Source organism: Sphingopyxis sp. (assembly GCF_035565275.1).
GTDB lineage: Bacteria > Pseudomonadota > Alphaproteobacteria > Sphingomonadales > Sphingomonadaceae > Sphingopyxis.
Genome location: NZ_DATMST010000184.1, coordinates 1 through 11,487 on the forward strand (window position 1 = coordinate 1; position 11,487 = coordinate 11,487).

11 protein-coding genes are annotated in these 11,487 nt (G+C 65.4%); 3 read left to right on the forward strand and 8 right to left on the reverse strand.

The features are described from left to right. Positions 1 to 1,288 (reverse strand): PepSY-associated TM helix domain-containing protein (locus VN047_RS12900; protein WP_325543285.1); only part of this gene is annotated, 1,288 nt, incomplete at its 3' end. Beyond that, positions 1,285 to 1,590, reverse strand: coding sequence for an iron transporter (locus tag VN047_RS12905; protein ID WP_325543287.1), 306 nt, complete (start codon positions 1,588 to 1,590; stop codon positions 1,285 to 1,287). The genes VN047_RS12900 and VN047_RS12905, both read right to left, overlap by 4 nt. Before the next feature lie 231 nt (positions 1,591 to 1,821). Between VN047_RS12905 and VN047_RS12910 the strand changes: the two genes are divergently transcribed. Continuing rightward, entirely contained in the window at positions 1,822 to 3,972 is a 2,151-nt protein-coding gene (locus VN047_RS12910; RefSeq protein ID WP_325543289.1) for a TonB-dependent siderophore receptor, read from the forward strand. Between the two features lie 6 nt (positions 3,973 to 3,978). Here VN047_RS12910 and VN047_RS12915 read toward each other — a convergent pair whose 3' ends face one another. Genes VN047_RS12915 through VN047_RS12940 form a run of 6 tightly spaced genes read right to left on the reverse strand, consistent with a single transcriptional unit; the run spans position 3,979 to position 8,709 of the window. Next, positions 3,979 to 4,410: an aconitase X swivel domain-containing protein gene (locus VN047_RS12915; RefSeq protein WP_325543291.1), complete on the reverse strand. Its 432-nt coding sequence runs from the start codon at positions 4,408 to 4,410 to the stop codon at positions 3,979 to 3,981. Then, positions 4,404 to 5,636 (reverse strand): aconitase X catalytic domain-containing protein, encoded by a 1,233-nt coding sequence (locus tag VN047_RS12920; RefSeq protein ID WP_325543293.1) that lies wholly within the window; start codon positions 5,634 to 5,636, stop codon positions 4,404 to 4,406. Before VN047_RS12920 ends, VN047_RS12915 begins: the two co-directional genes overlap by 7 nt. Further along, positions 5,633 to 6,574 carry an ornithine cyclodeaminase family protein gene (locus VN047_RS12925; protein ID WP_325543295.1) on the reverse strand — a complete coding sequence of 314 codons (942 nt, stop codon included), beginning with the start codon at positions 6,572 to 6,574 and terminating at the stop codon, positions 5,633 to 5,635. The genes VN047_RS12920 and VN047_RS12925 overlap by 4 nt, the downstream gene beginning before the upstream one ends. Beyond that, positions 6,571 to 7,476 carry a 3-keto-5-aminohexanoate cleavage protein gene (locus VN047_RS12930; protein WP_325543297.1) on the reverse strand — a complete coding sequence of 302 codons (906 nt, stop codon included), beginning with the start codon at positions 7,474 to 7,476 and terminating at the stop codon, positions 6,571 to 6,573. The genes VN047_RS12925 and VN047_RS12930 overlap by 4 nt, the downstream gene beginning before the upstream one ends. Next, entirely contained in the window at positions 7,473 to 8,231 is a 759-nt protein-coding gene (locus VN047_RS12935; protein WP_325543299.1) for an SDR family oxidoreductase, read from the reverse strand. The genes VN047_RS12930 and VN047_RS12935 overlap by 4 nt, the downstream gene beginning before the upstream one ends. A gap of 16 nt (positions 8,232 to 8,247) precedes the next feature. Beyond that, entirely contained in the window at positions 8,248 to 8,709 is a 462-nt protein-coding gene (locus VN047_RS12940; RefSeq protein ID WP_325543301.1) for an acyl-CoA thioesterase, read from the reverse strand. A 133-nt stretch (positions 8,710 to 8,842) separates the two neighbouring features. Here VN047_RS12940 and VN047_RS12945 point away from each other — a divergent pair, with 133 nt between their 5' ends. Continuing rightward, positions 8,843 to 10,969, forward strand: coding sequence for a TonB-dependent receptor (locus VN047_RS12945; RefSeq protein ID WP_325543303.1), 2,127 nt, complete (start codon positions 8,843 to 8,845; stop codon positions 10,967 to 10,969). A gap of 51 nt (positions 10,970 to 11,020) precedes the next feature. After that, positions 11,021 to 11,487: TolB family protein (locus VN047_RS12950; protein ID WP_414712704.1), on the forward strand; the 467-nt coding region annotated here is incomplete at its 3' end.

Sequence of the window (11,487 nt, forward strand, 5' to 3'; positions counted from 1 at the left end):
GTGCGGGCACGCGCAGCGTGGCAAAGACGAGCATCACGCCCCACGTCCAGAAAAAGGCGCTGACCTCGGCCTCCGCGCGGCCGGGCATCGCGGCGGGCAGGATGCGGTTGGCATAGAAAAAGGCCAGGATCGCCATTGGGAAGCCAGCCACCGTGCCGACATTCAGACGCGCCGCGATCCACGGGCCGGCGCCCCGCGCCTGCGGCCGCGATTCGATCCACAGGACCAGCCCGGTCGCGATCGTCGCCGCGAGCGCCAGCCCGCACAGGAAATAGAGCCAGCGGCTGACCTCGGGCGCGAACCGGCCTATATGCAGGCCGTAGAGCACGTCGTGCGTCTGCCGCGCCGGGCGGGCTTCGGTGTAGACGTTGAGCATTCGTCCGGTGGCCCCGTCGAAGCTGGCGGTCTTCGTCGCATAGGCGAGCTGGTCGCCGTCGTGATTGCTGACCGTGACGATCGCATTCACATCGCCGGGGTTCGCGATGCTGACCCGCCCGATCCGCCCCTCGCCGAAGTGCCGCTGCGCAGCGGCAAGCATCGGTCCGATCGGCGCCAGCTGTGCCGGCCGGCCCGCAGCCTCGCGGCTGATGAGCCCCGGCGCCGATTCGGCAAAAGCAGTCTGCAGGTCGTCGCCATAGTTGGCGGTCGTGCCCCAGGGCATGACGAGGGTCAGCAGCGTGACGATCCCCGTCGCGGTAATCATCAGGTGAAAAGGTAGCGCGAGCACGCCAAGGACATTGTGCGCGTCGAGCCAGCTGCGCTTGCCCTTCCCTGCCCGGAAAGTGAAGAAATCCTTGAATATGCGCTTGTGGACGATGATTCCGCTGATGATCGCGATCAGCATCAGCATCGCTGCGGCGACGGCGAGATAGCGGCCCCACGGATAGGGGAGCTGCAGTTCGAAATGGAAACGGTAGAGGAATTCGCCGCCCAGCGTCGTACGCGCGACGCCGGGGCTGCCACTGACCGGGTCGAGCGCGATGTCGCGGTATCCGAGCGGCGCGGCGGCGTCGTCGAACACGGCCTGCGTGGTCCGGATCCGCGCGTCGGGTGCGGTCAGATACCAGCCGGCCGCTTTCGGATGATGCGCGCCGAGCCAGCCGACCGCCGCCTCGATCGCGGCGTCGGGCGGCGCGCTCTTCGATATCTCGGGCCGCATCCAGCCGCTGATTTCGGACCGGAAGACGGTCGCGGTGCCGCTCAGCACGATCGCGAACAGCAACCATCCGACGATCAATCCGGACCAGCTGTGCAGCCCGGCCATCGACTGGCGGAACCCGCGGTTCATCGGGGCTGGCCAAGCAGCGCGGCAACGATCGCGCACAGTGCGGTCATCACCGCTATTCCGGCCGCCGCATAGCGCAAGCGCGGGACGCCATAGGCCCAGATCGCAGCAACCGGCATGGCGAGGATCGCCGCCAGCGATGCCGCGATCGTCGCTTCGGCCCGCGGGGCGGGCCAGGCGCGCGCGAGCATATAAGCCAGCGCCACCGCGAAGGCATAGCCGCCGGCCGACGCGACGAACAGGCGCGCTGTCGCGCGAGCAACGGGAATAGCACGCAGGAAAGGTTGCGACCGGCTGAAAGACATAGCCCCCTATTCCTTACTGCGACTTATTTGCAATAAACAAAATGCCCGGCGCGTGCGTTTTTTGCCTGCCCCTCGGCGACCACCGGGAAATTTGCCCGTCATCGCCGTCGCCGGCCGGTCCCATTCACCTCGCGCTTCGATGAAAGATATCTATTCCATGACTTGCAAATGCGAGTTATTCTCATTACTGGCGCGGCCCGAAGCTGGATCAGCAGGAAACAAGGGGAAAACATGCGCCGCTCACTGGGTTTGTTGCTGTCGGGTTCGGCGTGCTTCTGTCTGTCGGTTACGGCCCACGCGCAGCAGGGTATGCCGCCCGTCGCGGACGATGACCAGACGGGCGATGCCATCGTCGTCACCGGCTATGGCCGCACCGACCAGCCCGCCGCCGCGACCGGCCTTGCGCTCTCGCCGATCGAAACCCCGCAGACGATCAGCGTCATCACGCGGCAGCAGATCGACGATCAGGCCTTCAATTCGATCAACGACGCGCTCGATTTCACTGTCGGCATTTCCAAGAAGGACGTCGATCGCGGCCGCAGCTCGATTTCTGCGCGCGGTTTCGAGGTCCAGAATTTCCAGCTCGATGGCGCGCCTTTCGTCAACGGCAACGTCGGCTTTGGCGAAACGAGCACCGCGCAATATGAGCGCGTCGATCTCGTGCGCGGCGCCGCGGGCCTGATGCATGGTTCCGGCGATCCGTCGGCGGTCGTCAACCTGATCCGCAAACACGCCACCGAACGCGAATTCACCGGCGATATCCGCCTCGAGGCCGGGTCGTGGGACCGTTTCGCGGCGACCCTCGACGTCCAGTCGCCGCTTAACAGCGCTGGGACCGTACGTACCCGCGGGGTCGTGCAGGCCTATAAGCAGGACGGCTTCGTCGATCTGGAAGAAAGGAAGGGCCTCCTCCTTTATGGCGTGATCGACGCCGACTTGGGCGAACGCACGACCTTGTCCTTCGGCGCGAGCTATCAGCGCGACGAGCGCGACGGAGTCATGTGGGCGCAGCTTCCCTATTGGTACAGCGACGGCACACGCACCGACTGGCCGCGTGCAAAGACCACCGGCACCGACTGGGGCCACTGGAACACCACCGAAATTTCGGCCTTTGCCACGCTGAAGCACGATCTGGGCGGCGGGTGGAACATTCGCGGCGATGTCGGCTATCACAAGGGGCAGGAAAATTCGAAGCTGCTCTGGCTCGAGGGGCTGCCCGACCGGGTCACCGGCGCGGGCATGGAAACCTACGGCTATTGGTTCAAGGCCAATCCCGAACAATGGCACGGCAGCATCATGGCCAACGGCCCCTTCACCCTGCTGGGCGGCGAGCATGACCTAGCCATCGGCGCGATGGCGAGCCGCATCGATGGTGGCTGGACCAATCGCGACCCGATCGCGATCGCCCCGATGACCGATTTCAACAGCTTCGACGGCACGCAAATCGCCGAGCCCGAATGGAGCGATCGGTACATATCCGATCATGGCAACACCACGCAGGCGGCCGTTTATGCAACGACCCGCCTCAGTCTGGTCGACGGGCTGAAGCTGATCGCGGGCGGCCGCCTCAGCTACACCAAGCGCAACGAGCACGGCGCAACGCCCGACATTCCGGATTACAGCGTGAGCTCGAAGGGCGTGTTCACGCCGTATGTCGGGCTCATCTACAATTTTACCGACAATGTTTCCGCCTATGCGAGCTATACGAGCATCTTCAAGCCGCAGACCTATTTTCGCGACCGCAATGGCGGTTTCCTCGATCCCGTCGATGGAAATAGCTACGAGATCGGGTTGAAGGCGCTGCTGCTCGACGGCAAGCTGCTGGCGACGGCGTCGGCATATCGCATCGAACAGGATAATCTCGGTGTCCCCGACGGCGGTCTCCTTGTGCCCGGCACGACCAACCCGGCCTATATCGGCGCCAAGGGAGTCGTCGCCAAGGGTTATGAACTCGAAGTCGTCGGCAAGATAACCCCGCAATGGGACATCAGCGCCGGCTGGAGCGATTACAGCGCGAAAGATGCCAATGGCGCGCATGTGCTCAATCACCAGCCGCGCCGGGCGTTCAACTTCGCGACCAAATATGCCTTCACCGGCACCCTCGACGGGCTGAGCCTCGGCGGCGCGGTCAAATGGGAAAGCCGGCCGCCCGTAACGGCGGATGACCCGGGCATACCCGGCGTCGACGAAACCCGCATCGGCCAACCCGCCTATGCCATCGCCAACATCATGGCGCGTTACGAACTGACCGAGGCCTTGTCGCTGCAGGTCAACATCGACAATCTCTTCGACAAGCGTTTCTACAGTGGCAACGGCTGGTTTCCGGGTTTCGTCTACGGCGAACCGCGAAACGCGCGGGTGACGCTGAAATACGCCTTCTGACGGACGTCAGCGGCCGCGATCGGGCAGCGTCAGCACGGCCTCGCCGGCTTCGCACCATAAATGCCCGACCGCGCCGTCGGTCAGCTTGCCGAACGCCTCGTCCGACACGACCAGCATCGGGATCGCCACGCCATACAGATCGTCGGCGACAAGCGCGCCGATGGTCAGGATCGGGTCCGCGCGGGTCGTGATCACACCGGCCGGCGCGTGACCCGAACGCGCAAGTTCGACAAGCGCGCTCGATGACGAAGAGGATCCCCGGCTTCCCGGCATCGCAAGCAGCCGGCCCGCCAGCACCGCGCCCCGCTGCGGGTGCGAGACATCGACGATGCGCCCGCCTTGCAGGTCAACTCCGCCCCACAGGCTCAGCGGCTCGGCGAGTTTCAGCAGCGTCCCGCTCGCCATCCCCTCGATCAACGCATGGCCGCGGATCAACATGGCGCCGCCACCACGCCGGTTTCGGCCGAACGGATGCAGCGTTCGAGCGTCATCAGTGCGACCCTTCGTCCAAGATTGCCCGGGCCATAATGGGCATATTTGCCCGACGTCGTCAGGATCAGCCCCGATGTCTGACGGACGACGGGAGCCAGATAGGTGCAGGTATCGACGACGATGTGTACGCCGAACGCACGCAAGGCGTCGAATGCCGCATCCTCGGCCACCGCGGCCGCGATCTCGCGCGAGGTCGATACATAGACTTCGGTTTCCGGCGACCGGTGACGGGCCTCGACGGTGCGGGCAAGCTTGGCGAATTCATCGATGGAATAATGCGGCGTCCCCAGGCAGACCGCCGCCACCCTTTCGCCCTTTGCGGCGCGGCAGAGCGAGGCGATCGCCGCCGCGGTTTCCGCCGGCGATATCGCTTCGGCTTTCACGCCCCCCGTCGGCATATCGGCCGCTTCGGGTGTCACCCCTTCGGCATGGAACAGCGCGAGCGCGCCCGACGAGGCCCCCGTCGCACCGAGCGCCTTCAGCTCGTCCTCGTTTGCATCGAGCGGCAGTCCGCGCAGATAGGGGACGATCCCCGGCGCGCGGCGGCCGACGACATAGCCGACGGCGGCGAAATAGAGGTCGCGCGGCAGACCCGCGACGTCGATCGAAGGAAGGTCGAAAACGACGGCGGGCCAGCGCGCTTCGTCGCAATGCAGCCCCGCCAGCGGCACCCGCCCGGTCAGCGCCGCGCAAAGGTCGGTGAAATCACCGTAGCGATCGGTGCGCGCGCCGAGCACCGAGTTGATGAACACGATCGCGTTGGACTCGGCCCAGGCGACATGCTCGCCGCGCCGCGGGCGCGCCATGCGCTGATAGGGCGCACAGGTCAGCGTCGGCAGGCAGCCGAGCTGTTCGTGCAGGCGGGTCAGCGTTTCCTGCTGCGCAATGACTTCGGGTGGCCCGCAATGCCAGCCCGGATGGGTGACATCGACCGCGGCGACGTTAAGCGTCGTCGGAACGCGCACCTTTCCGCCCAGATCGACAAAGCGCTGCGCGAAATCGATGCTCGACGGGCCGTGATAGAGGCATCCGTCGATATGCGCGGACTCGATCGCGATGAACCGCTCGGCGCCGCACGCGGTACCGTAGCGGACGAGAAGCGCCATCGCGCGCGCGGCGGCGGCGCCATGCTCGCCGGCCAGCAGCGCGCGGTCTATCGGTTCGAGTTTCAAGGTGCGACGCCCGCCGCGACGAGCTCGGCGGCCGCCAGATCCTCGATCGCGGTTCCGACCGACTTGAACAGGGTGATCGCATCGCGATCGTCGCTGCGCCCCGGATGCGCACCCGAACACAGTGCCGCAAGGTCAGCCTCGATCGCATTCGTACAGATCGCACCGGTGGCGATTGCCCGGAGCAGATCGCCCGCCTCCTCCAGCGCCCCTTCGCGTGTATCGACGAAGACGCGCGCGCGGGCGAACGCCTCGACGTCGGCCTCGCGCATGTCAGGGCGGAACGCACCGATCAGATCGACGTGCATGCCGGGACGCAGCAGGGCCCCGGCGATCAGTGGTTCGGTCGCGAGCGTCGCGGCAGACACGATGTCGGCTTCCGCCAACCCGGCCGCGACCGTCGCTATCGCGGCGGCGGGATATCCCCGGTCGCGCGCCGCACGCGCCGCCTCCTCGGCCTTTGCCGCATCGCGCCCCCAGACCAGAACCCGCGTCAGCCCGAAAGCCGAGGCATAGGCCTCGATGATCGGCGCGTTGAGCGCGCCCGTACCGATGACGAACAGCGTCGCGGACTCAGGCCGGGCCAGCCGCGATGCCGCAAGAACCGAAGCCGCCGCGGTCCGGCGTCGCGTGAGGGCAGCACCGTCGATCAACGCGATCGGCCGCCCCGATACCCGGTCGGTCAGGACATAGGTCGACCGGATCGACGGGCGCGCGCGCGGATCGACGGTAACGATCTTCGTGCCGATCCGCTCGCCTCGCTTCCACGCCGGCATGACGAGCAGCGACGCCCCGTCCATATCGGCGGCAAGCCGTGCCGGCGCGTAAAATGCACCCGAGGCGAAGGCCTTGCGCAGCGCCGCGATCAGCGCGGGCATCGGCGTTGCCCGCGCGACCGCCGCCGCATCGTACCACGGAACCGTCGCGGCGGCTTCGGTCATGCGCCGGGGGTTCGCAGCTTCAATATCTCGCGCGTCTCGGCGGGCGTCGCGACGTCATAGCCGCCGACCGCGTTGACGAGCGTATAGGCGCGCTCGACAAGCTGGCCGTTGGTCGCCCAGACGCCGCGCGACATGTAGAGATTGTCCTCCAGCCCGACGCGGATGTTGCCGCCGAGCAGCAGCGTGTGCGCGAGCATCGGCATCTGCTCGCGCCCGATGCCGAATGCTCCCCAGATCGTGCCGGGCGCCATCAGGCTCTTCTGGTACAGGATCGTCTCGACCCCGTGCGGCGCAGCCCATTGCACGCCCAGCACCATCTGCATCATCGGCGGGCCGTCGATCAGGCCTTCCTCGACCAGCTTGTTGCCGAACAAGATATCGCCAGGACCGAACACTTCGAGTTCGGGCTTCACGCCCGCGGCCTGGAACCGTTTCGCCATCGCGCGCAACGTGTGCGTCGGGCTGAAATAGATATATTCGGTCGGCCCTTCGACCTGGTTGTTGGTGACGATGTCGAGCGTCGCAATCTCGGGCAGCAGTTCCTCGACATGCGCAACGCGCTCGTCGACCCCGACGACATCGCTGCCAGGCAGCATATGCCCTTCATTCTCGGGATCGGGCAGGAAATAGGCGCCCATGCCGCACGTCAGGTTGAGCACGATGTCGGTGCCGGTCTGCCGCACGCGATCGACGACTTCGCGGAAATGCGCGCGATCGCGGTTGCCCTCGCCCGTTTCGGGATCGCGGACGTGGATATGGACGATGCTCGCGCCGGCCGAAGCCGCTTCGATGCAGGCGTCGGCGATCTGCTTCGGCGTGACCGGCATCGACGGATGTTTCTTGTTATACGGCGCACCGCCGGTGACCGCGCAGGTCAGGATCGTCTTCTTGTTCATCGTCATTCTTCCCATTCCATATTGCCGCTCACGGCGATGATCTCGCCGGTGATCTTCTTGCCGGCATCCGAGGTGATGAAGTCGACCATGTCGGCGAACTCGCCGAGCTCGACCTTGCAGCGCAGCGACACATATTTGAGATAGTCGTTCTCGATGTCCTCGAAGCTGCGGCCCGTCGCGTCGACGTTGCGCTGGACGATGAAGCGGAAGCGGTCGTTGTTGATGATCCCGGGCAGGATCGCGTTGACGCGGATGCCCGACGGACCAAGCTCGCGCGCGCTGTTCTTCGTCAGCCCCTCGACCCCCGCCTTCGACGCGATATAGGGCGCGCGAAACGGGATGCCGGTGCGCGTCGAACAGGTCGAGAAGTTGACGATCGAGCCGCCGCCGTTCGCCTTCAGCATCGGGACGGCGCGTTTCATCGTGTAGAACATGCCCGACAGATTGACCGCGATCGTCTTGTCCCACTCGTCCTCGTCGATATCCTCGATCGGCGCGCGTGGCCCCGCCATGCCGACGACGTTGACGAGGACCGACAGGTTGCCAAGGTTCGCGCGCACGTCATCGAACAGCGCATCGACCTCGGCCCGTATGCCGACATCGGTAGCGCTACCGCTCATTCCCGGATTCGCCGCCAGCGTCGCCGCGACGGCATCGCCGCGTACGTCGCAGATATGCACCTTCGCACCCTTTTGCAGGAAACGCTCGGCAATCGCGCGTCCGACGCTGTCGCCTGCGCCCGTAACCAGCACTCGTTCCATTACAGCCTCCCTTGGTTCAGTTTGTTTCGGCCGGCAGCATCAGTTGTCCGGCGATGGCGCGTTCGCGATCGGACAAGGGCGTCGCCTTGCGCGCGTCCAGGTCGAAGCGGACGGTGACACCCTCCAATATCGTGCAGGGTTTCGCGTCGGGGCGCCGCGACAGGATCGTCCGGTGCCGCAGCGATGTACGCCCGATCGACAATATACCGCTCGAAAGAACGAGCAGGTCGCCCGCGACCAGTTCGTGAAGATAGCGAATCTCGTGCGAGACATCGGCCCAGCCCGCGTTACGGCCGTCGATCTCACCGGCAACGGGACCAAAAAAGCCGAGCAGATGATAAACGGCATTGTCGAGTAGCGGCACCTGATGCTGCACCGACATGTGCCCCATCGCATCGCAATGCCATGGAAAGACGACTCCGCGAAAAGTTTCGACCGGCGCGCTTCCCACTGATTCTATGATGTTTTCCGGTTCCATGGCGCGCCTTTCCGTTGCCGATGGCACCGGACTAATCGCCCCCGCTTGACTTGTCTACACAGATTATACACAATGTGTTCACTGGGTATTCGCACTCTCGTCACAATTCATAAAACGTGCAAAAGGGGACTATATGCGTAGCAAGCTGAAGACTGGATCGGGCCTCGGAGTTCTCGCCGCCATGCTGTGGACGGCGCCCGTCGCCGCGCAGACGGCCGACGAAACCGATGGCGCCGGCGGTGCGAACGAGATCGTGGTGACCGCGCAAAAGCGCGAGGAACGGCTGCAGGACGTGCCGATCTCGATCACCTCGCTCGGCGGCAAGGACCTCGACGCGCAAGCGAGCGGCGGTGTTTCGGAGGCGCTGCGTTCGGTCGCCGGCATCTCGATCACCAACTCGCCGCAGGGCGGCGGGACGCAGCTCACGATCCGCGGCGTCGCCGCGAACGGCGCGACGCTCGCAGGGTCGAGCACCTCGGCCTTCTATATCGATTCGGTTCCGTTCGGCCTCGTCAAGTCGGCGATCCTCCCCGACACCAACGCCTATGACATGTCGCGGATCGAGGTGCTGCGCGGCCCGCAAGGCACGCTCTATGGCGCGAACGCGCTGAACGGCGTCGTCCGCGTTCTCACCAACGATGCCAATCTCGATCGCTTCGAACTCAAGACCCGCGCCGGCGTCGCCGCGACCGAGGGCGGCGACCAGAGCTATCGCGGCGACATGGCGGTCAACATCCCGCTCGTCGAGGGCAAGCTCGGCCTTCGCGTCGTCGGCGGCTTCGAAAGCGCCGGCGGCTGGATCGACCAGCCCGCGCGCGGCGTCAAAAACGCCAACGACAGCCGATCGCGCAACGTCCGCATCAAGCTCAACGGCCAGCCGACCGACGACTTCAGCTTCGGCCTGTCGGCATGGATCTCGCGCATCGATCAGGATGCCCCCGCCTATGCCAATGACGACGGCAACCAGCTCACCACCGTGCCGCTGCCGCAGAAGCTCAATTACGACGCGTTCAGCGCCAAATTCGGTTACGACTTCGGCGCGTTCGAGGTGTCGAGCGCGACGAGCTACCTCAAATTCAGCAACCTCAGCGAGCGCGATTACACCAATCTCGCCGCGAACCAGACGCTCCACACCGAGATCAGCTCGAAGATATTCACCGAAGAACTGCTGATCAATTCCACCGGCGGCGGCGACTGGCGCTGGTCGGTCGGCGGCTTCTATCGCGACGCGTCCGACCTTCTGAGCCAGACCCTGTTCGTGCTGCCTGCGCCGATCAACTTCAAGGACAAGTCGCGCTCGTTCGCGGCGTTCGGCGAAGTCACGCGCAGCTTCATGGACGGCACGTTCGAAGTCACCGGCGGGCTGCGCTATTTCAAGGACCGCGTGACCCAGATCGAGCTCACCCCGACCACCGGCAATCCCGCGCAGCCACTCGCGCGCCGCACCGACACCTTCGATGCAGTCACTCCGCGCGCGGTGGTCACTTGGCTGCCGAGCCGCAAGTTCACCGCCTATGCCTCCTATTCGCAGGGTTTCCGCAGCGGCTTCAACCAGAGCCCGACGATCATTCGCACCGCGCCCGGCATCCCGCCGGTCAAGGCCGACCGGCTGTCGAACTATGAAGTCGGCGCCAAGGGCAGCCTGCTCGATGGCGGGCTGACCTTCGACGCCGCCGTCTATTATATCGACTGGAAGGATATTCAGCAGAACCTCAACGTCGATATCGACGGCGTCGTCTTCGCGGCGTCGGTCAACGGGCCGAAAGCCAGCGGCTTCGGTGCCGATCTCGCGCTGACCGCGCACCCGATCGAAGGACTCGACATCGGCGGCACGTTCAGCTGGAACGGCCTCGACCTGTCGGGTCCGATCGTAACGCAGACCGCTGGCGGCCCCGTCACGCTCTACAACAAGGGCGACCGGCTCGCCTTCTCGCCCGAATATACGGCGAGCGGCTTCCTCGACTATCGCTTCCCGGTCGGAAAAGCGGGCCTGAAGGGCCTGTTGTCGGGATCGATGACCTATCGCTCGAAGATTCCGGCGCGCCTGCTCGTCGGCGGCGCGGCGCGCTATTTCCTCAGCGAAGAGCCGTTGCTGGCCCGCGCCAGCCTCGGACTTGAATCGCCCGACAACTGGACCGCCTCGCTTTACGTCGAAAATATCGGCGGCTGGAACGGCATCACCCAGCCACCAACGGATATAAGCCAGGAATATCGGGTGCGTCCGCGCACCTTTGGCCTGCAGTTCGAATTCCGTTATTGAGTCCCTAGGGGGCCGGAGCGATCCGGCTCCCTGTTTTTGCAAGGTTTTCCCGTGGCCTCTCCCGATAGCGATCTCCCCTCCCCCACCGCCGACGCCATCGCCGTGCAGGTCCGCGATTATTTCGAGCGCCTCTATCGCCCCGGAGCCGGGCAGTTCCACGGCATCGTCCATGTCGCGCCGAACCCCGCCAGCGGCGTCATCGCCTTTTCGGGCCCGATGATGCGCGCGGGCGGCGGCTTCCCCGTCACCCGCATCGGCCTGCTTGCGCCCGACGGCAGCGTGACCCTGCTCGGCAGCGACGATGCGAACGACAGCCAGCCGAAATGGTCGCCCGACGGCCGCCGCCTCGCCTTCCTGTCCGACCGCGATCATGGCGCGGGCAATTTCCAGCTGATGATCGCATCGGCCGTCACCCCCGACGTCGCCGCTGCACCCGCGCCGGTCGCCGGGCAAGCGGTAGAGAGCTTCGTCTGGGCCGCAGACGCCCGCCGCATCCTCGTCCAGACCGCCAACGCCGG

Bases quoted from the DNA above. Each gene is read 5' to 3' on its own strand.
- VN047_RS12905 (WP_325543287.1), bottom strand. From the start codon at position 1,590: ATGTCTTTCAGCCGGTCGCAACCTTTCCTGCGTGCTATTCCCGTTGCT.
- VN047_RS12910 (WP_325543289.1), top strand. From the start codon at position 1,822: ATGCGCCGCTCACTGGGTTTGTTGCTGTCGGGTTCGGCGTGCTTCTGT.
- VN047_RS12915 (WP_325543291.1), bottom strand. From the start codon at position 4,410: ATGTTGATCCGCGGCCATGCGTTGATCGAGGGGATGGCGAGCGGGACG.
- VN047_RS12925 (WP_325543295.1), bottom strand. From the start codon at position 6,574: ATGACCGAAGCCGCCGCGACGGTTCCGTGGTACGATGCGGCGGCGGTC.
- VN047_RS12930 (WP_325543297.1), bottom strand. From the start codon at position 7,476: ATGACGATGAACAAGAAGACGATCCTGACCTGCGCGGTCACCGGCGGT.
- VN047_RS12935 (WP_325543299.1), bottom strand. From the start codon at position 8,231: ATGGAACGAGTGCTGGTTACGGGCGCAGGCGACAGCGTCGGACGCGCG.
- VN047_RS12940 (WP_325543301.1), bottom strand. From the start codon at position 8,709: ATGGAACCGGAAAACATCATAGAATCAGTGGGAAGCGCGCCGGTCGAA.
- VN047_RS12945 (WP_325543303.1), top strand. From the start codon at position 8,843: ATGCGTAGCAAGCTGAAGACTGGATCGGGCCTCGGAGTTCTCGCCGCC.